The organism is Novosphingobium aromaticivorans DSM 12444, from assembly GCF_000013325.1.
Classification (GTDB): domain Bacteria; phylum Pseudomonadota; class Alphaproteobacteria; order Sphingomonadales; family Sphingomonadaceae; genus Novosphingobium; species Novosphingobium aromaticivorans.
Window position 1 is genome coordinate 3206683 of record NC_007794.1, and the last position, 24021, is coordinate 3230703.

Here is a 24021-nt window from a genome sequence, read left to right on the forward strand (position 1 = left end):
ATCACTGCCCGATGGAGAAGAGGGTGACGGTCACGGAGCCGGATGCGTTCGAGCGCACCGACGCCGCAGAAAGCCCGCTGGTGGCGGAAGCGACAGTTACCGACACGTCCCCGGTCGCATCGTCGCCCGCGATCCATGCCCGCGCGAAAACCGAATAGGTGTGTCCGTTGCCGTAGGTCTGCGAAGTGGTGGAACCGGCAGCGACAGTGATATCCTTCACCGTGATAACGATCCCGCCCCCCAGCGTGATTGCCCACCCGGTTCCCGACGAACCCGCCACGGTGGGCGAGCCATTCGCCCCGATTGCAGAACGCGCCGCTGCTGCATCCGCCATGGTCAGGAGAGAGCGCCCGAAACTCGTCGTCGTCAGCGCAGCGATAGCAGCCAGATCGCCGTCATATGCCTGCACGTCCGTTCCCGGCACTACGCCAAGCGTAGCCCGCGCTGTGGCAGCGTCGATATCGTCAAGAAGCCCGCGAATGAACGCGGACACACCGATAGCCGCCTGCTGGTCCGCTGCCGTGGCCGCAGCTAGGAAGGTCCGGGCCTGCGCGGTCAGGTCCGCAAGGGATGCCGTCGTGGCTCCGGTGTAATAGGGCAGCTTGTCCGCAGCCGGTGAAAGGCCGTTGATCGGTCCAAGGGGCGTTCCCGTGACCATGCCGATCAGCCCGGAGGCCGTCGTCAGGAACTCGGCTTTCTGGACGCCTACGCCGCCGACTTTCTGCCCGATGTAGAACCGGCTTCCGGTCAGGTAGAAATAGCCATCACCCTCGGCAACCGCTGGATCAGCCGCACCCGCCGCGAGGCTGTCATACCAACCGCCTGCCGTGCCGACCTCCAGTGCCGTGGCATAGCCCGCAGCACTGATAACCGCTGTATCGAGCGGAGCCGTGCCGATCAGGACATTCGAGCGGATCAGCCGCTTGCGCCCGTTCCAGAAGTATTCGAGCGAGTAGAAGCCGTCTTCCGTCCATGCCTCGATTTCCCCGAGCGCATCGCTGACGAGCGGGTTTGCCTTGGGCGTCGTCCCATCGCTCTCGAACAGGGAGGCAAGCCCGCCGCTGCTGTCATAGACATAGACGTTCGCCCCGGTGACGATCACGCCATCAAGATCGCGAACAATGTCGTTGAACGAGTTCATAGGTAGAGGTTCCCGAGGTTGGATGCCGTGGCCTGCACTTCGACCGTCCCGGTGCCCCCGGTGCTGTCAGTTGCCGTGCAGAGGAATGTGGCGGTGTAATCGACACCAGCGGCCACACCGGAGCAGGTGAATTTCGTCGTTGCGCTGGTGGGGCTTTTTGCGATCCACGAACCGCCGTCGCTGGAAACGAACGTCCATGCATAGGTGTAGGGCGAAGAACCGTTTGTCGGTGTCGCCGTCACTGCGTTGGTCGTGATGACTGCCGAGCCTGCCACGGCAGAGTATCCGGACACCGAGGAAGGATCGGCGCTAACGGCAATGTCCCCGGAGCCGGAAAAGACCCGCTTCAAGGCATCGGACATGCGCAGCCAGCCAGAGGCTACAGACTGCAACCCCGCCTCGCCGCGCACTCGCGCTACCGCAATGGCCTTGAGGCCATCCGCTGTCCGAACCCGGATCATGCGGAAAGCTCCAGCCAGACATCCCCGACCTGCGAGGTGGGATCAGCAGCGCCGTTGGCCGTCACGAAAACCCGGCCCGAAACGTAGGAGTTGTCGGTATGATAGAGGTGCGGGCCTGCGCTCGAACGCACCACGTTGCCGCTAACCGTGCCACCCGTAAGCGGGAGGCTGTCCACAATGCCGAGATAGGAGCGCGCCGCCGCCGCAGAGGCAGCCGTCAGGATCGCCCGCCCGTAAGGTGTCGTTGCGAGAGCGGCAATGGCCGTTAGGTCCGCATCAAGGGGCTGGTAATCGTCCGCACCGACAACCGCAGAGGCGACATAGAACACCTCCGCGCCGTCCGCATCACGAACCCGCATCGAATAGTTCGAGCCGCTGACATAGAATGCGGTTGGGTTGCCGTCGTTGCAGATCAGCCCGCCGACCACCTGGAGAGGCTGCGGCGCGACGATGGACAGGGCGCTGTCCAGATAGACCGTGACCGGGGAAATTTCCGGGTCATCGCCTGCTGTGCCGACGTAGATCGAGCCGCCATCAAGTGGGAGGCCCGAACGGTCGAGGAAGAACGGGAAAGGGTTGCCCACACGCGCGGTCATGCGTATTCTCCGGGGATGCTGCGGTTACGCTGGGTCATTGGCCTTCCCCTCGTTTTCCTGTTTTTCCCTCATTCTCCGAAGGAACAGGCAGCGTGGGAGCGTTGGGAGATGCGGCTGCGCGCGAGCCAAACAGGCCCATCAATTCCGATTGGAGTCCCGATACGTCAGCCGCGATAGCGTTATCGTTTGCCGCGATCTTCGACAGCGCCTGCACATGCTTTTCGGCAAGAGCCGGGTTGCTCGGCATTTTCGCGAGCCAGCGCGCGAACTTGGGTGAGGCAAGCAGTTTGCCCGCGCCGTACTGCCCTAGCAGTGCTGCCGTAGAAGCTACCGGAGCCGAGAAGAACGCGACGATGTTGCCGCCAAGCGCGACCCCGCCCACTACACTGCCGGTGTTGGACGAGTTGGCGAAACGCTGCGCTTCCTTTGTGCCCTGAGCCACACGCGCAAGGTCTTCCAGCGCCGCGCGAGCCTCACCGCCAAACAATTGCGACTTCGCGGGGCCGCTCATCTTGTTCCAGTTGGTCAGGAACTGCGAGAGACTGAAGGCATCGCCAGCGGCATTCTGCCCGCCCGCCGATGATCGCCCCAATTCCTGAACAAGCGTCCCGCGAACCGTCGCCGCGTCCTCAGGCGGAAGCGACGAAAGGAACTTGCCAAGCCGCCCGCCGTTGGTCTTCGTGGCAGTTTCGATGGAAGAAATGACCTGCTCTACGGAGCGGGGTGCATCGCCCCTGCTACCGATGATCGGTGCAAGCACCTGGTCGATAACCTGCACACGCTCCTTGTGGGCGGCAGAAGCCTCGGCATAGGCACGAGCCGCGTCACCCTTCCCGGCCATGTTGAGGCTGTTCGTGATATCGGCATCAGCAGCGTCCAGAACCTGCCCGATGCGGCGCTCGGTGTCAGAGCCCCGCAGGCCGTCCTTGATAAACCGGTCACGCATCTGCGACCGCATCCGGCGAACGGCCTCGACGCCATAAGGCTTGTCGAGATCGGCCCGCAGTGCCTGCATTGCGGACAGCCCATCGGCACCGCCCGGTGTCTGCGACAGCTCGGCAATGTTCTCATCAAGAACCCTACGCGCCTCGGCCAGATCAACGGGTTGATCACCGCCAAGCTTGCGGGCCTTTGTATAGAGCGCATTGACCTTGTTGCGGCTCGTCTGGATGAATTTCTGCGCACCGGTCAACGCGGCCTCGCCAGCGGCTTCACGAGTGCCGGGATTGCCCGACAGGCTTGCGATGGCGGAAAGCGCCTTTTGCGCCTCGCTGGAGACTGCCTGACTGCCATGAACGATAGAACCAGCGGCAAGCGGTAGCTGCGCGGCCCCGCCCGTAAGGCGGCGGGTAGTAACGCCACCAACATCAGCGGGAAGAGGCGCAATGTCCGTGCCAAACTGGCTGTTAAGCCGGTCAGCCGCAGAAATGACCTCGCCGCCATCCGTCAAAGGCTGGCCTGCGCGACTGGCAGCACGAGCGGCCAAGCCTTCGCCCAGCTTGCCCAAGGCAGCACCGCCCACCATGCCAACGCCAGCGCCGGTTACAGCACCCCCGAGAGAGCCCCCCGGCCCCTCGCCGTATCCGAAACCGGCTACAGCGCCCTGTGCCGCACCCTGACGCGCCAGAGCCCCAACACCGCGCGCCGCGCCCGATGGAATAGCCAGAGCGCCCACCAGACCGCCACCAAGCTCCGCAGCGGTGCCAAGACCGCCCTGCGCCTGTTCCATCTGGTCATAGGCTTCACGTACCCGGTCACGGGACAGGCGATAGCCATCGAAAACGCCACGATTGTTGACCAGCGCATCCACAGCGCCGCCAAGACCCTCGATTTCGTCGGTAAGGCCCATTTCCGCGCCACGGACAGCGCGGGCACCGTATGCGCCGCCACTGTTCGGGTCGAAGCCTTCCTTTGCCAGATCGCCACGCAGGCGCTCGCGGTAAGCCTTTTCCGCCGCAGTCGTGTCGATGCCGCCGAACCGCGTCCCCGGAGCAAGCCTGCGCGCCATTTCCACGGTCTGCGCCAGAGATTGCGGGTCAGGAGGGGCAATGCCCTGCGATTGATACCACTGCGCCACCGCCTGCGGAGTCAGGTTCCTGTTACCGCTGTTGGCGGTCCAGAAGCCGATGATCTGGTCTTCCTTTTCGGGCGGAATGCCCATGGAACGAAGGTATTCGGCGCGGTCGAACGGCCTTTCCGGCGCGTCCATGTTGAACCGCACACCGCCGCCGTAAATGTCCTGCGTGGTGGGCTGGTTGGCCTTGCCCTGCGTCAGGCGCTCCCAATCCGCCCGGAATGGGTCGAAGTCATCGGGGCCGATAACATCGGCAGGGTCAATATTGAATTTCTCTGCGGTCTTGGCGTACCTCTCACGCTGGAGGCGGTAAACCTTCCCCATCGCCTGGACGCGGGTTTCGATGTCGCGCTTGAGGCGGGCGCGAACTTCCGGGGTCAGGTTGCCACCGACGCCAAACTGCTTTTTGACAGCCTCAACGGCACGATCCCAATAGTTCGCGCCATTTGCCGCAGCACCTTGTTCGCTCTCACGGACCACCGAACCGGGGTCCATGATCTTCGCATAGGCATAGAGCAGCGTGTTATCGGCGGTCGGATCGTCAGGCAGTTGTAGCGCCTGCATGAACTGCGGCAGCACAACCCGATATTCCTTGACCGGCTGCAACTGCTCGTAGCGGCTCTGCAACGAGGTCAGGTTGTTGATCGCGTCCTTGACGACGTCGCGGCCTTCGCCACGGACTGCAATGTCCGTCTGCGTCGTGCTGTTTTTCAGGCCCTGATCAGCCCGCGCGTTATCGGCCTGCTTGTCAGGATCTGGCAGCGAAATGACAGGCTGCGGTGCGCGGCGCTGTTGCGCGGCGGCGGGGCGAATTTCCTCGAACTCGGCCCAAGGGTCTTGCGCCATCTTACGGCCTCCTCATGGTGCGGCCATCAGGCGTCACGAACATGGTTCCACTCGGCAGTTTGCGGGCTTCCTGAACGCTGCGAACCCTGACCGGACCTGCCGCATGGGGCGTACCCTTGCCGGGTTCGATGTGGACGTGATCGCCCTCGTTGATGACATCGAAGCCGGGGAACGCCTTCGCGAGGCGGTCACGCAAAGCCCCCATGCCCATGCCTTTCGGCGGCACGAAATCGCGGGCCTGATCGGTCAGGTGATAGCTATCGTCTACTCCGCCGACCGATGCATTCTTGCCGGGGCTGCGCTGGCGACTGGTGACGGTAAGGCCGGGAACGGCAGCCATTGCAGCGCTCTCAATGGCGCTTCCCGTTGGCGCGATACCTCGCCCAGCGGTGGACTGATCACCTCCCTTCGTGCTGTCGGTTGCGTACTGCGGCGCATTCGGGAACATTGCCCGCATACGATCAGACTCTGCCTGCTGCTCACGCGTGGCAACGATACCACCGCCGCCCATGAGGTCGGATGCGCGGAAGACCGAGCCGCCTTGCTGCACAGGAATGAACTTCTCATCCTGCGTTGCCGCCCACTGGTCAGCCGCTTCCTTCCCGAACAGGCGAACCCGGTCGTTGTATTCCTTGGCGAACGGGCTCTTGTCGTCGCTCGGGAACAGCTTGCCATAGGTATCGGCAAACTTGCTCGGATCGTCCGCAGCCAGGATCATGCCCACTGTCGCGGTCGCCTGCTGCACCTGCATCGGATCGCCGCTCTCGAAGGCGTCGATCAGTTCCTTGGTCGTCTCGTCCGCATGACCAGCGGCAAGGTCGGCCTCGTAGCGCTGGCGCAGCAAGGCAGCCGCGCCCTTCGCATCGCCGTTCTTGGCGCGCATGAATACAGTGCCCGATTGCGTCAGGTTGCGGCGGCGGGCATCTTCGGACAGGGCCTGCCAACCCGGCTTGATCTGGTCGGCAAACTCCGGAAACGCGATCATCAGGTTTCCGATGGCCTTGGGATCGGCGCTCATGGCGGCCTGTTGGGCAGCCGTGCGGAATGCGACCTGTCGTTCCTGCGCGGTACGGGCCTGCTGGACCTGCAATTCACGGGCCTGCTGCTGCATCTTGCGCTGATCGTTGAGGAACATCTGTTCCTGGATATCGGGGACCAGCGACTGGCCAGCCCTCATGATGGCGGCGTAGTCCAACTCGGCCATCAGAATAGCTTCTTCAAGAAGCCGCCAACCCCCGAGGTGGGAAGTACGCTGCTTATTGCGCTATCAAGGAAGCCGCCTGCGTTGCTCCAGTTCTGTGCATTGATGCCAGCCTTCGCGAGAACTGCTTGCGCTTTTGCGCCTGCGCCCTGATTGCGGAGCTGGTTCTGCGCATTGACCGCCGCCGCACCGAAGTTCGACACAGCATCCGTTGCGCCCGAGCCAATCCCGACGAGGCCGGAATACTGCGCAAGCTGATTGGCAATCACAGAGTTTAGCGTATCGCCCCGGAACCGCGCCAAGGCATCTTGAGTATTTCCACCGCGAAGTCCGCCCGTTGCCGAAGCATTGGCAAGGATGGACTCTTCACCCGCGCCGGTAAGCGAGGTGTAAAGCGGGCCAGCCTTCAATTGATCGATGATTGCCTGTTGAGCATCGCCCCCGTTGACGCCGACAAGATCGCCAAGCTCGGGGATCGCCGCGCGGCCAAGGTTCTGATAAGGCTCGTAGTCCTGACGCGTGATATCGAACTGGCGCTTGCTCTCGTTAAGGCCTGCCATCGCCGCGTCATATTGAAGCTGCGCAGCACGATCAGCGGCCTTTTTCTGACCGCCGCCGCCAAACAGCCCCCCAACGAAAGAAAACAGGCCGATGACAGCCTCCTGCGCGCAAATGTCCAGACGCGCGCACTTTCGCTGTTATGCGGGAAATCGGCTATTTTACGGGTCTTACGCCACCCGAACCTTCAGGCTTGAGCCGTCCCGGTAGACACCGCCAACGGGAACGCCGGCAGAGGCAGCATTTGCATCGCTCGTCGCGTTCACCAACCCCGATAACGACGGTGCGGACAGCGTCTTGTTGGTCAGCGTCTCGACGTTCTCGCGCGTCGCCAGGATGCCGGATAGCGGTACGGCAACCGTGCTTTCGCCCGTGGCAATGAATGTCACCTTGAACCCGCCCGAGGCCCGCGCGCCGTCCTCGCTCAGGCGGATCAGGACGGTATCAGAGCTGATTACCGCCTCCAGCCCGTCACCGAGTTGCAGGACACGTTCGTTCGGAAGCTCCGCATTGCTCGACAGCGTGACGAATGCCGCGTCCTTGAGCGCCTGCGTGGCACTGACGGCCAGCGAGGACGCCTCCGATACCGTGGCAAGCGTCTGTTGCTGGTTCTCGAAGGCAAGGCCCCAGCGCTTACCGAAGATGCGCTCCAGCACCTCGCGGCGGATGAAGAAGCTAGCCAAGGGGTTCACCGTTCATTTCACACCGGCTGATCGCATAGCGCCCCTGCCCACGGAACCGGAAGGATACCAGCGTCGGGCACCTTACGCCCACCTGCCAGCGCAACCGCTCGTCACGCCGCCCGGTCATGCGCCGCGAGACTTCACGGCTATAGACCGTCGCATCACGGCTCATGGACAGGAACACGGCATGTTCCTCGGTGGGGAATTGCCCGAACAACTCGACATCGTTCACGAGGAAGGCTGCACCATCGTTGAACAGCAGCGAGGCATCGAACTGCCAGTCCGGACGGTCCCCGAAATGCCGGTCATCAGACGACAGGACGCCAAGCTGCGCGTTCTGCGTGTCGCCTACGATATGCTGTCCATAGCACCACACTGCATGGCGCAGGCGGTATGGCTCACCCCTGCCTGATTGCAGGATGAACCATGCCCCTTGCTCACCTTCCGTGGACGTTCCCAAGGCGATGCCCAGCGTCTTGTCCTGCAAATGGATGAGCAACTGGCGCTCTTCGCCAAACACCCGCGCCTCAAGCTCGATAAGCTCGGGAGAGGCTTCGGCATTCAGGAGGTCGTCAACTTCCCGGTTGGAAATGCGCAGTGCCCCGCCGCCGTTCTCGATATAGACGCTCAGGGGTTCGTCACGCGCGCCGCCGACGAAAGCGAATGTCCCGCCCACCATGCACTTTGCCGAGGACGAAATGCAGCCGTAAGGGATAGTGGCTCCGGGCGTATTCTGGAACGGGAAGCCGCTGCCGCCGACGTTCTGGAATACCTGTATGGAGTTGCGACCGATCGCATAAATTTCCTCGCGGAAGCGCAGGAGGCCCGTAATCATGTCGGGGTCTTCTTCCGCCGAACCGTACTTGATCGGGTCGATTGCGGTCGGATCGGTCAGGTTGGTCACGACGATATAGGTGCCGTCCGTGGTCACATAGTAGCCATCGGACCACACCATGTCCTTGACCGCGCCAAGGTCCGGGTCCGTCACCTGCGTCAGGGATGCACCATTGTAGTAGAACAGCCGATCCGCGCTTCGGATGGCGAGCCGGTCGAAGCCGTAATCGAAGCCAACGGCGCGGAAGTCATTTCCTACGCTGCCGATCACCGTAACGGTCCAGTCCGCAGCCACCTGGACGAGGTATTCGCCCATCACGCGGTAGTGCATCCCGTTCCACACGGTGCCGCCACGATCCACTCCCGGCAGGCCCGTGACCCGCACGGATGCCCCGCGCGTCGTGACAAGCTGGCCCTGCGAAACACCGCTTGTGAACGTGCGAGGCTCAAGGTTGATCGGGAAGGATGCCGCGAACGAACCCTCGCGGGCGGTCATCCCCGAGAGGACGGGAACCTGCATCAGTCACCGTCCCGGAAGAACGCGCCGAAGCCCAATGAGCGGCCCTGACCAGCGCCAGCGGGCGTGTTGTTCGGATAGGTGACGGTGGACTTGTTGCCCACCGCAGCGCAGAGCGTTGAATAGGACCGAGCCTTGGCCGATGCAGACTGCGGGGAGAGAGCCTTGCCGACTGCCGGGGCAATGCGCTCGGCAAGCGACAGGCTGACGGCCTGCGTCCATTTCTGCTCTATCCCGGAACGCTCCGAAGGACGCGGGGTGGTGTAGTCATAGCCCAACTGGTCAAAGGGCCATTCCCCCATCATGGCGCGCAGGAGCCCGACGCCCGAAGCGTATTCCTCCTCCGTGCGCCCGAACATCGTGTCGGTCATGCCGAGAGCCAGATAGGCGAGGTCAACAAGCTCTTTGTTGGTCGGGCCTGCGGGGATCGGAATATCGGTCATTATGCCCCCACTGCCGTCATGTAGGTTGCAAGCGCGTTGTAGAGCGCCAGTTGCTCGGCACCGCTAAGGCCCTGCCCCCAGCAAAGCGCCTGGTTGCGACGGGTCGAGAAGTTCGCGGCGGTCACGGTCCCGGTCGTGCTGCTGTTCGCAGCGCAGATCAGGAACGAGGCATTGCGCAGCGTGGTGCTGGTGGAGGAAATGGCCCCCATCGATGCGCCGTTCTTGTACGCCACACCTGCCGTCGAGCTGGTGCGGGTGAACGAGGTGAAGCCAATCGAGGTGGACACCGGAAGCGTAGGCGTGGAGCTTGCCGCAGACTGCGCCGTGATCGGGGAGGTCGCGCCGCTGCGCCCGTTGATCGTGGCGTTCGAGTTGCCGCAATCGTATTGCGCGCCGGACGTAACGTCCGTTCCGGCCCACATGCCCATGAAACAATCGTTCTGCGTGAACTTGCCACCCGCAGACGAAGGGTTCCAACCCGTATTGAGATACTGTGTCGTGCCGTTGCCGGTATAGCCCCGGTCGGTCGTGAACGTCGGCGCTACGCCAACGCTTGCCACCTGCGCAGGGTTAACCGCATTGACGCGCGCGGCCTGCTCATCATGCGCCGCGTGGACCGTCAGCCAATCCAGCTTCGCCCACACGCCTGCCGACTTGAGCGAGGCAATCAGCGTATCAAGCGCGCTCTTGCGGGTGGCGTCTGGCTGTACCGACATGGCCGCGAAATAAGCCGTGGCCTCGGCTGAATAGGATGGAGGGGCAGGCGCGGTCAGCCGCTGCTTGCGGCTCGAATGACCAAAGCCCCTACCGCCCCACTTGATCACCATTTCAGAGGCCCGCGCCCACGGTGAAATAGACCGTGCCCGTAGCGCCCGCCGCAATCGCCGCGACATGCGTTGCAGTGCCGGGGATCGTGACTACCTCGATTGCGCCTGCCGTGATCGGCACACCGCTGGCAGCCGCAGCCGTTACCGTGCTGTCACCGAACGCCAGCCATACCGTAGCGGTGCCATCGTTGCAGATGCGGACCTGTTGCGGTGAAGATGCTTCGACCAGCTTCACGCGGGCCGACGCAGCGCCGACGACGATATTCGAGGTAGCTCCGGGGGTAAACGAACGCATCAGCCTTCACCTTTCGGCTTGCGGCCACGCTTCGCCCCACCGGGCTTGCCGTCGCCATCATGGTCAAGAGGATCAAGGCCCACGCGCCACCCATCAGCGATGGCCGCGCTTTCCTCGGCTTCGTCCGCAACGATGCGGTAATCGCAGCCGATATCCGGCAGCATGTCGCCCGCGCGGTAGAGCATTTTTGGGAACTCGGACATTCGGGCCTCCTCTGAAACCCTGCGCACAGGGCTTGAAAGGAGGGCGGAGCGCTTCCAATCGCCCCGCCCGTCCGATTATGCCTGTCCGAACATCTGAACACCGGCCATTTCGGGCGACAGCAGCGCAGTGCCGAAGTCGATGTCCCAGCGAGCCTTGACCGAAAGGTCATTGATCGCGCCCTGGCGGGTGTAGGTGATCGAAATGCCGAGGTCGGTCGTGGCCGTCATGACCTGCCAGCCATCGTCCGGGTTCACGGTGAACGAGCCGGGGATCAGCAGCAGGCTTTCCTTGCGGAAGAACGGATTGAGCGGGGCAGCCGTGGTGTTGAGCCACGTGATGTTCGCACCGTTCGCCGGGGTGGCCGAAACGTTGGCGTATTCCTTCGAGCCAATCGAACCTTCCGCCGCGTCGATGATGGCCGGCCAGATGCGAATGGTGTTCGCAGCGGGCTTGTCCACCACGCGGAAGGTCTTGAGGTTGCCGGTGTCCTGCTTGGTGATCAGGTGGATTTCGTTCACACCGGCAATGGTGAAGGCGTCGCCAATCTTGACGTTGGCATAGGTCGTGGCCGTGATCACCAGATCGGTGTAGCGGTTGTCCTTGTTCTCGGTCACGCCCGCCGAAGTGACGGTAGCAGCCGGGACAGTGCGCTGGTTCGCACCGTTGACAGTCGTTGCACCGCCGCCAGCAGCAGCGAGGCGGATTTCCTGGTCGTTCTTGAAGACCTCGATACCCGCCACGTCCGAACGGATCATCGCGCGCTCGAAGGCAGTGCGCGAACGCTCGGTCGCTTCCGAACGGCCAGCGAGGTTGCCCGCCATCGCGTTCATGTTGGTGGGCGAATAGAACGCCATGCGGCCATCGGTCGGGACGCCGATGCGGGTCAGGCGGCTGTCGATGTCAGCAACGTCATCGTAGCCGGTCGCAGCACCAGTGCGCTTCGAGAACACCGAGCCATAGAGGGCCACGGTATTGAACAGCGCAAGGTTCACGTCCGAAGACAGCTTCTGCTTGGCAGCCTTGCCGTACTGTCCCATGGCGAAGGCGTTGCGCAGGTTCTTGGACGAAAGCGTCTTCGGAACGGACTTGTGGTAGCCGACCGAAGCCGGGACGTTGAGCTGGGTCAGGCCGTCGAAGTTGGCCGACTGGTCGAAGCCGTCATAGCTCGCGCCGATCATCGGAGCGGGCAGCCAGAACTTGTCCTGTGCGTTGACCTGTTCCTGTGCATCGAGCGGCTGATAGACTTCGGCAGCTTTGCCGATAACGAGCATGTCATCGAAACCCTCGATGACGTTGTCGAACATCACCTGTTCCTGCTTGGTGAACGAAGTAGCCATGTGTCAAAACCTTCCTGAAACGGTGGATTTCAGGCCCGCAGCTTCTTGCGATAGGCGATCAGCGCAGTGCGATTGCCGGTGCGTTCAGCTTCCTTTTCGAGCCTTGCGAGTTCCTTGTCCGCAGATGCCGCCGACACCGGGGCATCCCCACGGATCGGACGGTCGGGCTGCGGGAGTTTGCGTTTGGTGGTCACGGTCACCTTGTCCTCCAGCTTGCCAACCAGCATTGCGGCACGAGCGAGGTCGAGTTTGGAAAGTTGCTCCAGCTTGGCCGGGTCGCGAGACAGCGCGTAAACCAGCGCTGCGGGCTTCTCGGTCATCAGGATCAGCGCCTGGTGCTGTTCGGACAGGGCGGAAAACACCTCGTCCTCGGCACTTGCGTAGTCAGGAACACGCAGCTTGGACTTATCGGCGGTGTAGTTGTCCGCGCGAGCCCTCCATGCTTCCTGCTCTGCCTTCGCCCGCTCCTGCGCTTCCGTTTCGGATCGATCCGCTTCCGCCTTGCGCTGCTTCCATGCGTCAAGTTCGGCCTCGAACCGGTCTTCATCGTAGTCACACGCAGCAAGGGTCGGCTTCTCGCCTACCTCGATGCGCTGCGGCTGCTGCCCGCGTTCCAGCTTGTGTAGTTTCTTCGCCAGTTCACGGTTCGCCTGCCGCAATTCGCGGATGACGCTGCTTTCCGGGGCTGGCGCTGCCCCCTCTTCGTCAGCCGGTTCGCCAAAGCCGATAACGTCCTCGTCATCGTCCCCGGCTTCGTCGGCTGCGGCTTCGGTCTGCTGTTCCTCTACGTCCTCAGGCTCGATTGCCTGTTCGCCGTCCAGTTCAAGCACGTCCTCGGCTTCGTCTGCCATCTCGATCCTTTCCTCACCGGTTCACGGCCCAGCGGTTGCCGAATGGCCGCGAGGATAGGTTGAGGCAGGCTTTGACGGTATTTTACGGGTCTTACGCCGCGTATGGTCCGCGATTGAGCGGGATGGATGGCTGATCGTTCGCAGGCTGCTGCGCCTTCTCCAGCGTCTCCACGGTCTTTGCGTCGAGCAAGCGGGTGTTCGCCTCCGTCTCGGCAACTTCCGCCGCCTTCTTGGCTGCATCCGCCTCGAACTGCCTGGCCTGTGCGTTGGCAAGGTTTGCCATGGGATCGGGCTGCACGTTCTGCGCTGCCTGTTCCATTTCCGCCTTTTCTTCGTCGTTCGGCTCGACAAGGCCCATCGGGAGCGCCTTGACCTTGCGCATCCACTGCATGAAGCCATCGGTGCCTTCGCCGTCCGTATTCATCACGGCGGTAACGATGGCAGCCTGCGCCATTTCCATGTCCTGCGCAGCAGTGGCCACCTCGGCAACGCGAAGCATCGCCTTGACGGTCTTGTCACGGCGGGTCGCAGTTGCTTCCGTGACCGATGCAATCACCTTGTAGCGCCCATGCTCCAGATCGTTGATCGTGGCATTCTCGCCGGTCTTGGGATCGGTCTTCATCTGCTTGAGGATGGCCGTGCCGTCGTCACCATCCTCAGTCATGGTGCGGACTTCGCGGCCTTCCTCGGAATAGACCTCGGACGCCATGGAGATGTAGATCTCGCCCTCGCGCTGCACGGACTGGCGCATGTTGTCGAGATAGATGCCCGACTTCGCATCAACGCGCGCGGCTGCAATGTCCATCGCCTCGGCAGAGGTGTTGGCCTTTACCTCGTCCGCGCCGTCGTTAAGCTCTTCCTGCAAGTCCTGGTTGGCGATCTGCAACAGGGTCGCCGTGACCGGTGCGAGCGTCGGCGGCTCCACCTTGCCAATCGGCCCAGCCATAGCAACCGAACCGTCGGGGTTCCGCAGCGCATGGGCAGTCAGGTACGGCAGGCGGTCAATATTCGCTCGCGCCCACTGGCCTTCCTGCACGGCATCGATCTGCGTCGGATCGAAGATCGGCACCTCACGCGGCGAAAGCGCATTGGTTTCCGCCAGCTTCGACACGTTGGAATTGTAAAGCCGCTGGCTGTCCATCTTGGGCTGGACGTAACCGTTCCACCGTTCGATGCCGTCAACGAAATAGCGCTTGCCGTAGACCGGAACGATGGGGAGTTCGGTGCCCGCGATATAACCGCAGTCCTCCAGAACCTCGGCACCGGACAGTACATACTTGTGGACCCGGCAGCGCTTCCGCTTCTGGCTTTTGACCGCCCAGCCATCGGCCTTGTATTGCGCCAGAACGCCCTTTTCCATGTCCGAAGCCCACAGGCGCAATTCCTCGCCAGAGAGCTTGTTGGTCAGGATATGGAGCGTGTCCGATACTTCCTCGCGCTCGTAGTATTCCGCGATGGCCACGGTATCCGGCGCAAACCAGTCCGTGAACTTCCAGCGCGGAGCCTCGGGCCATTCGGAATAGCAGCCGTCATACTCATCCTCGAACGCTTCGCGGGTCAGCTTGGTCCGGACTAAGGCAAAGCGCGCATCGGACTTGTCATACATGCGCGCCTGTAGATCGAAGAACACCGACTGGTCAGCGTCAACAATGATCGATGCCGGGTTGACGCGCTGGTGGTCGTTGTCCTTGTCGCTCTCGTCTTCCCATTCATTGGTCAGGCGATAGGCACCGAAGCCACCGGCAACGGCCTCGAAGAACGCATTGTCGCGGGCCTGCTGCGACTTGAACCGATAGCTGTCGGCACGGTGCAGACCATCGAGCATATCCGCCGTATCCTGATCGGCATTCGGGCCATCGGGGCGGAAGTCCGGGATGATGCGGTTTTCGCGGTAGTCGGTTTCGATCTTGGCGACGCCGCGACCAACCTTGTCAACTTCGAGCTTGATCGAGTTATCGAACTGCTCGCCCCACTCGCCTTCCCACTGCGCACCGGGGATCGTGATGAAGCGGCGGGCTTCCAGGCTCTTGGCGCGGCATTCCTGCGTCGCGGAGGCGATGGCATCGAACCGGGCAAGCGCGCGGGCATGGACCTCGCGCAGCTTTTCCTCGTCGCGGGTCTGCTCTTCAAGAGCATCATCGGGTTCGTAGAGTTCGTCGGCCATCGGGCGGGGATTGTAACCATACCGCCCAATGCGCCTATTTTACGGGTCTAACGCTTGTTGAACGCTGTTACCGATCTAGGGATAGGCCGGGTCACTGCTGCACTAACTGTCATGCCGAACTGCACGTCATGGATCGCATCAAACATCGGATCGAGCTGGTCATCGTGCGCGCCGCTCGGGAAGGTCGCCGCCTCATTGGTGAAGCCATCCAGCCAATCGGCCCACTCGGGCAACAGCACGTTACCGCTTTCGATGAACGCGGCAGCATCATATGCGCGGCTGATCTTGTCCTTGTTGCGCTGCACCGGGATTACAGCAACGCCTTCCCGGCGCAACGTCTGGATCAAGCCCGTGCCAGATACCTTGTCCTCGACCTTCATCGCGCGAAGAACCGGGCCGGGAATGCTCTTGTGCTTCAACCAGAATGCGCGGGCCTGCGTCAGGAGGTCGGGAGCCTCCCACTTGCCGCGTATCTGGTCGATCAATACCGCCTGGCCGGTTGTCGTTCGGCCCCAGCACTGGAACACGCTGTAGTCGTTTTCCTCGCCCGTCTTTTGCGCGGTGTCTGCATGGATTTGCCGCCACTCCAAGGCAGGAAGCTCCCGATATGAGCGGAACCATGCAGTCTTGATGATACCACCACCACGCGGCGCAGGGCGCTGCTGCAGCTGGCCCGCAACGGCATAGCTGCCCATGGTCTTCTCAAGCTCTGATACCTGTTCCTCGGGGAAGCGCTCGGGGAACATCAACTCCCCCTCTTCCTTGCGCGGATCACCGGAGCCATAGACCCACTTCGACCGTCCCGGCTCATATCGCATCGGAATGCAAAGATGATCGTAGCCGAGGTCGATTGCTACCGCCGATACGTCCGCCTCGTTCAAGCGCTGCATGACGATCACGATTGCAGACTGATCATTGTTCACACGGCTTGGCAGGGCCTCACGAAACGTCGTCACGCCACTGGCAAGTTTGGCCGCGCTGTTCGCATCGTCCACGCTGTGTGGGTCGTCCAAGATCACCCTGTCACCACGCGAACCGGTCATGCTCTCGAATGCCATAGCCTCGCGAAAGCCTGTTCGCGCGTTCTCGAACTTGGTCTTGGCGTTCTGGTCACTGGTCAGGACAACGGGCCACCGCTCCTGATACCATTGCGACTGGATCAGGCGACGGCACTTCAGGTTGTCGCGGACAGCAAGGTCTTGCTTGTGCGCTGTGCCGAGGAAGCGCATCTCGGCATGGTCCATCGGCCCCCACTCATACGCAGGCCAGATAACGCCTGTCAAAAGCGACTTCATAGAGCCGGGCGGCACGTTCATCAGCAAGCGCTTGCTCTCTCCTCTCGAAACTGCCTCCAGATGTTCGCAGATGGCGTCCAAGGCCCATCCCCACTTGAGCGGAGTTGCAGGTTCCAGAACCGGCCACGCCATGCGCGCAAAGTCGGCCAGTGAACGGCGGGCAAGCTCTACCTCGCAGGCTTTCAGGTCGTCAGGCGTCAGGAGCATATCACTCCCCAAACACTGCGGACGTTTGTTCCGCCCCACAGGACATGCATTTCAAATGGAACAGGTCACGATGATAATACGCGGTCAAAGCCTCGCATCCGCAGTTGCATTTGAACACGACATCGCCCTGCTGACCGCCGACGGGATAACGCCAGATACCCTTGAGCGATCCGCACGACGGACACTCAAGCTGCCAAACCCCAACGGGAGCGACGCCAGCCCACTCATGCCTGCAACCAATGCAAAGCGCTTCCCCAGCAAGATGCGGGGTGTCTGGCTCAGGGCGAGCAAAAGGAATGATGTCAGCCATTGCCTTCACCCTTCGCCGCCAGCACTTCGCGTAGGGCTTCGGTCGATAGCTTGGATGCGTCCAGTACCGCAGGTGTCGGCAACGGGTTCTCCGGATCACTACCGAGCAACTGCTTTTCGCCGTACTTCCGCGCGTTCCACTTTCCGATCAGACGCAGGCGCGTATCAATCCGGATGCGCTTGTCTGCTGGTTCGATCTCGGGGTTGTCCGCGATATCCATGCAGTCATCCGCGATGTAATCGGTGCCGTAAGACCTCGCGCGCGCGGAAAGGTGACGGAAGGCTTCGTCCTCTTCCTCCCACCGCAGAACCGTCCGGAATGACGGTAGATGCGCGTCCCTACAAATGCGGGCAAGCGGCTCGCCATGCGACAGCCGCTCAATGATCTCTTCGACCACTTCATCAGTTTTCAGCGATGGACGGCCCATAGCCTGATATTACCCTTCCTGTCCGTTGCGCGCATCCTTGCGCTTTTGACGCTTCCGGAGGCGATGAAGGCGAGCGTAAGCCATACCTCCGGTAATCTCGTGACGACGGGCAAAGCGAGCGATGCCGCCAGGAGAATGGCTTGCCACCAGCAATGCGTTATCAAGGCGGGCATTCCACCGGAAAGGGGCAGTCTCGAAGGCGATGCAGTCCTCGATTATGTCCGTCTCTCGATTGGACAAGGCGCGATGCCTGCCGATCTCGGTCAGGATGCCGAGCATGAAATCGGTCTGGATGCAGATTTCACTCATGTTGCCCCTCCCCTTGTGGTCAATGCCTGTTCCAAATGAAGTCCACGGCGAACCAAGCGATAATCGCAGGCCAGCAGGTGACGAAGAATGCGAAGTCGATCCATTCGCGGAAGCTCTCTGGCCAGCCTATCGATAGGCTAAGGCTTGCAGAGAGGATTATCCCGAAGGTGAAGTATGCGAGGATCATCCGCCGACGCCCTCCATCCTGACTGCGGCAATGTCCGCACCGCTCCCAGTGTCGTTCCAGCGGAGTTGGTCAGAAGTGTAAGTGTTCCGCATATCGACAAATCCTGACTTGAGCTGAATGCGTAGTGGTCTTTCCCCGGTCTTTGGCTTGCGGCCCTTGGTTAGGGTGAAACCAGGAGCGGGTATGTCGGTGAACATCAGGCCGAAAGCGCCTTCCCTGCCTCGGCCTTGAGGGCCTCCAGTTCGTCGGGCCGGATTGCCTCGATGGGTGCGCGCCACTCCCGGTCATGCAGCCATGCAAGATGACGGGCGCGGCTCTTGGCGTAGCGGCGACGGGCACCTGGCAGGAGCGCAGCCGTGCGGACCTCGGCAGGGGTCGGCAGAAACTTTGAAGTCCGGACCAGATCCACGAACGCGGCCCGCAGATCGCAAACCGGAATGTCGCTCAGGGCCAGCCAGTAAAGCTCCAGGCGGGCACTTGCCTCGGCCTCAGAAACCTTGGCCTGCGCTGTGGCCATCGCCAGTTTGCCGATCATCACTTCGACCTGATCCTTCGTGGCCGTTTCCGGCTCAGGCTCGGCAGCGAAGGCGCGAAGCTGCGTGGCAGTCTTAGGGCCAACTATCGGGTTGTCCGACGACATGACCAGCGCGTTCAGCTTGTCGGGCAACGACGGCGCGAGCGTAAGGGTTTGTGATGCCTTGGTCGTTGCTAGCTGGGCGGTCATTGCGGGTTTCCCTCATAACTCGGTCGTGAATGTCGCGGATGCGATTGTGGAAGGTGCGATCCCATCCGGGGCGCCTATCTGTGCGGTCGAGCCAGTAATCGCGGAACTGGTCGATCTCGCGCTCGAACCTGCCGGGTGGCCAAAGGTCCACCAGAGCTTGAACATTGCTCGGCAGTGGCGATGGCGACCAATCAGCCATCATCCGGAAAGGTTTGGCCTCGCGCGCCTTATGTTCGGAAGAACCTTTAGGTTCTGTAGAACATGAAGGTTCCTTAGAAGGTTCCGTGTCCCGTTTTTGGGACTGTTTCGGAGCATTTTCGGTACTGTTCCGTTTTTGGGACTGTTCCGTTTTTGGAACTGTTTCCATGGCCAAGCGATAGACCTTGATCTGCTTGGTCCGACCGATGCGCTCGCCGGTATCAACGATGACACCACTGGCTTCCAACTCTGCCACGTTGGCGATGATGGTCTTGCGGTTCTGTCCGGTAATTTCGGAGAGGTGATCGATCGATGGATGGATCACGCCGGTCCGGTAATTGGCGCATTCGCACATGGCCACCAGCGTAAACTTCACGCTGCTGCTCTTGCAGGTTTGCTTGAAAGCCCATGCGAGCGCTTCGCTGCTCATACGCCCAGCGCCTCCACGAACACATGCAGGCCGGGAACGTCGCCGTAGACCTTGGCGATCGATGTGCGGGCAACTTGACTGTCATCGGCCCACACAATGCCGTTAAGGGCATCACCAAGTGCCTTGAGGATGTTGTCGCCATCGGGCTTGCTGGTGTGCCAGACTGCGCTTTCCTTGCGCTTCTTGGTCCAGCTCGCCGGGATCGGGAACACGGCCTGCACCTTGATACCGATCGGTGCGTTGATTGGCTGCGCGCCGCGCATGGCCTGCGACGCCGCATAGGCAATCAGGCTCTCATACGATGCCGTCTTTTCAGGCGTGTAGGCGCGGCCAGTAGCCTTGACGAAACGGGGCCTCCCCTTTCCGACAGGCACACCGGGGACGGTGAAGGAGAACTCCATCATTCCGCCCCCAGCTTCCGGCGAAATTCCGCCATGTTCTTTTCATGCTGGGCGAGGATGATCTCGCGAGCCTCGGCAGCCTTGAGCTTCTTGCGCTTCGTCAGAAACTGGTATTCGTCGCGCAATTCGATGGGGCACCAGGAGAGCTTCGTTTCCGCACTCCGCTTGGCAGCAAGGGCATAGCTTTCCGGGGTCGTTGCAGCGATAGCCTTGCGCCATGCGCCGGAGCGCTTTGCAGCCTCACGCGCCGCCTCACGCAGTTTGGGGCTTGCGCAATTCTTTCGGGCAATCGCGCTGCACTGTTCCCGATAAATCGGGTCAGTTGCCATCTTGCGACGAAGCCCAGCGCTGATCTTTGCAGCGTGTTCCGCCGACGAGGACAGGAACGCGCCGACATGCTTACGGCAATATCCGCTCTTGTTGCCCGACCAGAGCGAAGCACCACAGGCGTTGCAGGTCATGCTGCCTCCAGGATCTGATCGACCAGCTTGGCGAGGATCGGACGGCGCGACGCGCGGTGCGGAAACTTGCGGTGCAGGTTAATGATGGAAGAGTGATCGCGGTTCAGTCGGCGACCGACGCGGGGATAGGACATTCCCTGACGCAGCATGATCTCCGCCACGACCGAGCGAGCATCGACGGTTTCCGCGAACCGACTGCCTGACAGAATTTCCGCCTCGGAAATACGCAGGGCATCGGCCACCTTCTTAAGGGCGACATTCGAGGGGACCGTGACCTTGGCGAAAAGCCGGGGGCGCTTCTTTACAGTCACGACCTCGCCAGCAAGGATGCGCGCTACGGCCTCAGGCGCAGGAACCTTGCGACCACGCAAGATCCAGTAATCGTATTTGCGATCCTGCGGGACGCGCGACGACCAGCGGGACTGCTGATAACATTCCTTGCAGCGTCCACACTGACGACGGGGGCCGGAATATGCAGCCGAGCATTCAACGCAACGCTTACTGGCGCTACGGTAGTAGCAGGGGCCGCAAAGCCCGCTCTTGTTGCCACGGACACGCTTGCCGCAATGGCCGCAGTTGATCCGACGAGAGTTACGGCTATCATAGTGGGCGCGGCACAGGCCAGTCTTGCTGACGCTGTTGACCATGGCCAGGCAGCCATCATGGGCGCAGGCGACCTTCACGGCTTCACCTGTGCAGCTTGATAGACGACCCGCTTTGCCTTGCGTTCACAAAGGCGGTTGTGGGTGTCCTGTTCGATAGGGGTTACGAAGCGGCCATGATGGGCACGGACCTCGTAGGGGATGGCGAGCATGAGTAGATCGCGGATCATGCCGCCGATCCTTTCAGCGTATCGGTGCCAAAGACCGGATCGCAAACAGCCGGCGTCTCAGGCAGAAGCTTCATTGCCTCGACGCAGAAATAGATGTCGCTGTGATGCCGGATTGCTCTTTCGATCCGCGTCGTTGCCAACGAGATCGTGGTGCTGAGAATTACCAGCCACAACAGCCAGAACAGCCAACCGGGGGAATTGCTCTGCTGCATCATGCGATCACCTTCACAGGAAGGCGGTTGTCCTTCTCTGCACCCTTGATTTCAGTGCCGGGGGTGACTTTGACGAAGCAGCCTGCATCCCAACCGCGCGATCCATGTCTTGAGTGGTGTCCTACAAGAACAAGCGCCGGATAGATGTCCCAATACAAGAAGCTTTCTACGGTATAAATTCCGCCGCGCTTAGGAATCTTGTGGCCAGCTATTGCCTCGGCCCTCGGCTCGTTCGGACCACGCCCGCTTACGCACAGCGCCAGATCACCGGGTTGCCAGTTCATCACGCGGGCCTCCTTGAACTCATGACGCTTTCATGGAACTCCCTGCGCTTCTTCGCCCTGGCGATCAGAGCGCGGGCGTTTACCCATTGCGGCGTGTGGCCATCAGGATCGGTGGCGACCATGGCCTCAAGAGCCGCCACAAGCTGTGCTTCAAACCGGCGCATCACTGCATCCCTCCCGCGCTCGACAGCGGCAGGAACGTGGCAACCAGATGGTCGGCGGCTTCCTGTACGGCAGGACGTTCGGTGTGGTCGAAGCGGCCATCAGCGGCGGCACTGGCAATCGTGGCCATGTGCGGAAGGGCGCTCGCAACGATGTGATGCGCGTCCACTTCGTCGGCATCGATCCGGCGCGCGGTGTAGTGGATCACGCCAAGCAGGGCCGTCACGCAATCATCGCCAAGAGTATAGGCGATGTTGAACGCATCCTCGCAGGTGACGCGGCGATGCTTGGCCTTGTCTGACGAATTGATCTGGTCGATCTGGAACAGCTCGACGCCGCTTTCCTTTGCCAGCGACGCGCGGCTAAACTCGCGGCGGTCTAGCGCGCGCTTGATGTGGCGGTGCAGGACGTTCCGAATTTGTTCGTCCGAGGTGATACCAACGTTTGGGGCGGAATTATCGCGCGGCATGTGCGAAGTCTCCAGCATGAGAAAGGGAAACACAGAGCGCGCAGGGGATGCCGAAGCGATTGGCGCTGCGGTCCTGCGTGTTCTGGAAAGGATTGAGCGACATTTAGGCGTTCACCCCAATGTCACCGGGAAGCATCGGGCGATGGCCATTCATGATGTGCTTATCGGACACCAGAATATAGACACAAAGCTCGATGCATCCGTTGCAGATGAACGAAGACGGACCAGCGATAAGCTTGCGAACTTCGTGCTGAGACTTCCCGCAGAAGTCGCAATAGATCGTGTGATTGGCGTCCTGTCCGATCATGCTTCACCCGCCTTGATGAACTTGCCGACCAGCACGGACAGGACCAGTGCGACCAGTGACCAGACCAGAAGGATTTTCAGAATAAGCATGGCTCAGGACTCCCGTTCGGAGCCGGGGCGCGTTACGCTCGCCGTAGACTCACCGGAGGAACCGAATGGACGGGCAAGACGAGACGCAGCGGTTCGCAGCGCTGATAGTGGAAACCGCATTGCTCGCAGGCATTTGCGCAGTCGAACTTGCGCGAACAAAGACCATGTCCGAAGAGTCCGGATCAGCAGCCGTCCAACGGATGCGATCGATCTCGCAACTTCTAGACGAACCAGATGCGCTTCCTGTCGGAGCGTCGGTTCTGATGCACTCGATGGCGCAGATAGTGAGTCAATGTACCGCTGGAAGTCCTCTCCCGGAGTGAACTCCCGCGAAGCCGTGTACACTGCCTGCATGATGCTGTTCGGTGTCATGTGCCCCTCCCCCTTGGCCTACGCAGCCAGACCAGAGCGGGAGAGGAACTCGGCCTGCCAGATCGGGAACGGAACCTTTCCGCCCGTCGCGTCGTCAATCAGTCGCGCGGTTCTCGCGTCAGGGAACCGATTGCCGTTGCGGTACCGGTTGATGGTCACCTGCGTCCGGCCAATCGCTGCGGCAAGTTCACGTTCGCCCATTGAGCCTTCGCTCAAAAAGGCAGACAGGGTTTCGTGGTAGGTGCTCATGGCATCTGAATATACCGAAACGGTATTCCAGCGCAATACCATTTTGGCCGTTCCGCTCAAATTCGCCAGCGGGCAAGATATTCCGATGGGGTATCTTGAACGCCTAGCCGCCCTGCGGAAACGCAAGGGACTTACTCAAGTCGACTTGGCTGAAAGGATGGGTGTAGAGCAGCCGACCATTCAACGGTGGGAGCGCGGTCAACGCGAGCCCAAATTTGAACAGCTATTCAGGTTGGCAGAGATTTTAGGCGTTGACGCATCAGCGCTGCTATCAAAAGATGTGGCCGTCCCGCTTGGCCCGACCCTCTATGTAAAGGGCGACGTACAAGCAGGACTATGGAGGACGGCCATAGAACATCCTGCAAGTGATTGGATTGCATTTACTGGACGGGCAGATGTTTCCGCCGATCTAGAACACAGGTTCGGATTGCGCGTCGTCGGTGATAGCATGGATCAAGTCTATCCCGAGGGCACTATCCTTGAATGCATCTCGCTATTTGGCAGAGCCGAAGCGTCACCCGGCAAGCGGGTTATCGTAATCCGCACGGACATACACGGGGATAGCGAGGCCACGGTCAAGGAGCTGGTCGAACAAAACGGCGAGCTTTGGCTTGTCCCGCGATCCAGCAATCCAGCGCACATGCCGATCAAGCTGAATAGCCAGGAGCCTGGGATCGTGGAAACACGGATCGCCGCAATCGTCGTTGCATCAGTGAGGCCCGAATGACCAAAGCGCTCTGTCTTATCTCCGCCATTGCCCTGGCTGGTTGCGCATCCACCGCGATGAAGCAATATGTCGGGGAGTCCGTCACGGAGGCGGTGATGAGACTAGGGCCTCCAGAGAACGCCTTTGATCTTCCGGACGGGCGACGGGCTTTCCAGTGGCATTGGGGTGGAGGCGCGGTTGTTGTGCCGGGGCATACTGCGGCGACGGTCGCTCCTGTTGGCTCCGTGGCAGTGGTAAATGCAACATCGACCCCAGCTTACGTAGCCGAGAGCGATGGCTGTCTTGTGACACTGATCGCAAAACCGGTCGGCAACGATTACCGGGTGGAAGAGTACCG

At 61.3% G+C, this 24021-nt stretch carries 31 protein-coding genes and 1 pseudogene; 3 read left to right on the forward strand and 29 right to left on the reverse strand.

Translation table 11 applies throughout. The annotated features are described in order from the left end of the window. Position 1 precedes the first annotated feature (1 nt). From SARO_RS20310 to SARO_RS20325, 6 genes are read right to left on the reverse strand one after another with little or no spacing between them, the layout of a single operon-like run. Entirely contained in the window at positions 2-1141 is a 1140-nt protein-coding gene (locus SARO_RS20310) for a hypothetical protein (protein ID WP_011446629.1), read from the reverse strand. Continuing rightward, positions 1138-1602 (reverse strand): hypothetical protein, encoded by a 465-nt coding sequence (locus SARO_RS20315; RefSeq protein ID WP_011446630.1) that lies wholly within the window; start codon positions 1600-1602, stop codon positions 1138-1140. Before SARO_RS20315 ends, SARO_RS20310 begins: the two co-directional genes overlap by 4 nt. Then, complete coding sequence (locus tag SARO_RS20320) at positions 1599-2198, reverse strand: phage tailspike protein (protein WP_011446631.1); 600 nt, start codon at positions 2196-2198, stop codon at positions 1599-1601. The genes SARO_RS20315 and SARO_RS20320 overlap by 4 nt, the downstream gene beginning before the upstream one ends. 34 nt (positions 2199-2232) lie before the next feature. Continuing rightward, positions 2233-5118 carry a hypothetical protein gene (locus SARO_RS15170; protein ID WP_011446632.1) on the reverse strand — a complete coding sequence of 962 codons (2886 nt, stop codon included), beginning with the start codon at positions 5116-5118 and terminating at the stop codon, positions 2233-2235. A 1-nt stretch (position 5119) separates the two neighbouring features. Next, positions 5120-6322, reverse strand: a complete 1203-nt coding sequence (locus SARO_RS15175) for a D-Ala-D-Ala carboxypeptidase family metallohydrolase (protein WP_011446633.1) — start codon at positions 6320-6322, stop codon at positions 5120-5122. Continuing rightward, the gene (locus SARO_RS20325; RefSeq protein WP_011446634.1) at positions 6322-6879 is read right to left on the reverse strand and encodes a hypothetical protein; all 558 of its coding nucleotides are present in this window, start codon (positions 6877-6879) and stop codon (positions 6322-6324) included. The genes SARO_RS15175 and SARO_RS20325 overlap by 1 nt, the downstream gene beginning before the upstream one ends. Positions 6880-6891: 12 nt before the next feature. Here SARO_RS20325 and SARO_RS21375 point away from each other — a divergent pair, with 12 nt between their 5' ends. Next, positions 6892-7074, forward strand: coding sequence for a hypothetical protein (locus SARO_RS21375; RefSeq protein WP_143004927.1), 183 nt, complete (start codon positions 6892-6894; stop codon positions 7072-7074). Here the strand turns inward: SARO_RS21375 and SARO_RS15185 are convergent. From SARO_RS15185 to SARO_RS15235, 11 genes are all read right to left on the reverse strand, one after another. Further along, on the reverse strand, positions 7048-7560 hold the full coding sequence (locus SARO_RS15185) for a hypothetical protein (protein ID WP_011446635.1): 513 nt from the start codon (positions 7558-7560) through the stop codon (positions 7048-7050). The genes SARO_RS21375 and SARO_RS15185 overlap by 27 nt on opposite strands. After that, entirely contained in the window at positions 7553-8914 is a 1362-nt protein-coding gene (locus SARO_RS15190) for a packaged DNA stabilization protein (protein WP_011446636.1), read from the reverse strand. The genes SARO_RS15185 and SARO_RS15190 overlap by 8 nt, the downstream gene beginning before the upstream one ends. Then, positions 8914-9354, reverse strand: a complete 441-nt coding sequence (locus tag SARO_RS15195; RefSeq protein ID WP_011446637.1) for a packaged DNA stabilization gp4 family protein — start codon at positions 9352-9354, stop codon at positions 8914-8916. Before SARO_RS15195 ends, SARO_RS15190 begins: the two co-directional genes overlap by 1 nt. Further along, on the reverse strand, positions 9354-10181 hold the full coding sequence (locus tag SARO_RS15200; protein ID WP_041550463.1) for a hypothetical protein: 828 nt from the start codon (positions 10179-10181) through the stop codon (positions 9354-9356). Before SARO_RS15200 ends, SARO_RS15195 begins: the two co-directional genes overlap by 1 nt. Before the next feature lies 1 nt (position 10182). Continuing rightward, positions 10183-10476 carry a hypothetical protein gene (locus SARO_RS15205; protein WP_011446639.1) on the reverse strand — a complete coding sequence of 98 codons (294 nt, stop codon included), beginning with the start codon at positions 10474-10476 and terminating at the stop codon, positions 10183-10185. After that, a complete protein-coding gene (locus tag SARO_RS15210) occupies positions 10476-10679 on the reverse strand; it encodes a hypothetical protein (protein WP_143004928.1) in 204 nt (67 codons plus the stop codon). The genes SARO_RS15205 and SARO_RS15210 overlap by 1 nt, the downstream gene beginning before the upstream one ends. Before the next feature lie 75 nt (positions 10680-10754). After that, a complete protein-coding gene (locus SARO_RS15215; protein WP_011446640.1) occupies positions 10755-12017 on the reverse strand; it encodes a P22 phage major capsid protein family protein in 1263 nt (420 codons plus the stop codon). Positions 12018-12046: 29 nt separating this feature from the next. Further along, the gene (locus SARO_RS15220; protein ID WP_011446641.1) at positions 12047-12868 is read right to left on the reverse strand and encodes a hypothetical protein; all 822 of its coding nucleotides are present in this window, start codon (positions 12866-12868) and stop codon (positions 12047-12049) included. A 91-nt stretch (positions 12869-12959) separates the two neighbouring features. After that, a complete protein-coding gene (locus SARO_RS15225; RefSeq protein WP_011446642.1) occupies positions 12960-15032 on the reverse strand; it encodes a portal protein in 2073 nt (690 codons plus the stop codon). A gap of 47 nt (positions 15033-15079) precedes the next feature. Continuing rightward, on the reverse strand, positions 15080-16534 hold the full coding sequence (gene terL, locus SARO_RS15230) for a phage terminase large subunit (RefSeq protein ID WP_011446643.1): 1455 nt from the start codon (positions 16532-16534) through the stop codon (positions 15080-15082). Between the two features lie 302 nt (positions 16535-16836). Then, entirely contained in the window at positions 16837-17241 is a 405-nt protein-coding gene (locus SARO_RS15235) for a hypothetical protein (RefSeq protein ID WP_157042447.1), read from the reverse strand. Between SARO_RS15235 and SARO_RS21190 the strand changes: the two genes are divergently transcribed. Then, positions 17209-17619, forward strand: coding sequence for a hypothetical protein (locus tag SARO_RS21190; protein WP_157042448.1), 411 nt, complete (start codon positions 17209-17211; stop codon positions 17617-17619). The genes SARO_RS15235 and SARO_RS21190 overlap by 33 nt on opposite strands. Positions 17620-17963: 344 nt before the next feature. Here SARO_RS21190 and SARO_RS15250 read toward each other — a convergent pair whose 3' ends face one another. The 12 genes and pseudogenes from SARO_RS15250 to SARO_RS15285 form a co-directional block, all read right to left on the reverse strand. Continuing rightward, entirely contained in the window at positions 17964-18434 is a 471-nt protein-coding gene (locus tag SARO_RS15250) for a hypothetical protein (protein ID WP_198136626.1), read from the reverse strand. Next, the gene (locus tag SARO_RS21195) at positions 18376-19119 is read right to left on the reverse strand and encodes a helix-turn-helix domain-containing protein (RefSeq protein WP_011446646.1); all 744 of its coding nucleotides are present in this window, start codon (positions 19117-19119) and stop codon (positions 18376-18378) included. Before SARO_RS21195 ends, SARO_RS15250 begins: the two co-directional genes overlap by 59 nt. Then, positions 19116-19520: a RusA family crossover junction endodeoxyribonuclease gene (locus SARO_RS15255; protein ID WP_198136627.1), complete on the reverse strand. Its 405-nt coding sequence runs from the start codon at positions 19518-19520 to the stop codon at positions 19116-19118. Before SARO_RS15255 ends, SARO_RS21195 begins: the two co-directional genes overlap by 4 nt. After that, positions 19520-19981, reverse strand: a complete 462-nt coding sequence (locus tag SARO_RS15260; protein ID WP_011446648.1) for a hypothetical protein — start codon at positions 19979-19981, stop codon at positions 19520-19522. The genes SARO_RS15255 and SARO_RS15260 overlap by 1 nt, the downstream gene beginning before the upstream one ends. Beyond that, entirely contained in the window at positions 19978-20664 is a 687-nt protein-coding gene (locus SARO_RS20725; protein ID WP_011446649.1) for a helix-turn-helix domain-containing protein, read from the reverse strand. The genes SARO_RS15260 and SARO_RS20725 overlap by 4 nt, the downstream gene beginning before the upstream one ends. Continuing rightward, positions 20661-20813, reverse strand: coding sequence for a hypothetical protein (locus SARO_RS21200; protein WP_157042449.1), 153 nt, complete (start codon positions 20811-20813; stop codon positions 20661-20663). The genes SARO_RS20725 and SARO_RS21200 overlap by 4 nt, the downstream gene beginning before the upstream one ends. Beyond that, the gene (locus tag SARO_RS15270; protein ID WP_041550474.1) at positions 20810-21028 is read right to left on the reverse strand and encodes a hypothetical protein; all 219 of its coding nucleotides are present in this window, start codon (positions 21026-21028) and stop codon (positions 20810-20812) included. Before SARO_RS15270 ends, SARO_RS21200 begins: the two co-directional genes overlap by 4 nt. Further along, positions 21025-21309, reverse strand: a complete 285-nt coding sequence (locus SARO_RS21205) for a hypothetical protein (RefSeq protein ID WP_143004930.1) — start codon at positions 21307-21309, stop codon at positions 21025-21027. Before SARO_RS21205 ends, SARO_RS15270 begins: the two co-directional genes overlap by 4 nt. Further along, positions 21309-21473, reverse strand: coding sequence for a hypothetical protein (locus SARO_RS21210; protein ID WP_157042450.1), 165 nt, complete (start codon positions 21471-21473; stop codon positions 21309-21311). The genes SARO_RS21205 and SARO_RS21210 overlap by 1 nt, the downstream gene beginning before the upstream one ends. Continuing rightward, entirely contained in the window at positions 21473-21940 is a 468-nt protein-coding gene (locus tag SARO_RS15275) for a hypothetical protein (protein ID WP_011446650.1), read from the reverse strand. Before SARO_RS15275 ends, SARO_RS21210 begins: the two co-directional genes overlap by 1 nt. A gap of 184 nt (positions 21941-22124) precedes the next feature. Continuing rightward, positions 22125-22247: pseudogene (locus SARO_RS15280) on the reverse strand (ClpX C4-type zinc finger protein); the annotation flags it as partial. A 479-nt stretch (positions 22248-22726) separates the two neighbouring features. Beyond that, positions 22727-22957 (reverse strand): helix-turn-helix domain-containing protein, encoded by a 231-nt coding sequence (locus SARO_RS15285; RefSeq protein ID WP_234007369.1) that lies wholly within the window; start codon positions 22955-22957, stop codon positions 22727-22729. Between SARO_RS15285 and SARO_RS21215 the strand changes: the two genes are divergently transcribed. Continuing rightward, positions 22956-23684, forward strand: a complete 729-nt coding sequence (locus SARO_RS21215) for a LexA family transcriptional regulator (RefSeq protein WP_143004932.1) — start codon at positions 22956-22958, stop codon at positions 23682-23684. The genes SARO_RS15285 and SARO_RS21215 overlap by 2 nt on opposite strands. Positions 23685-24021 lie beyond the last annotated feature (337 nt).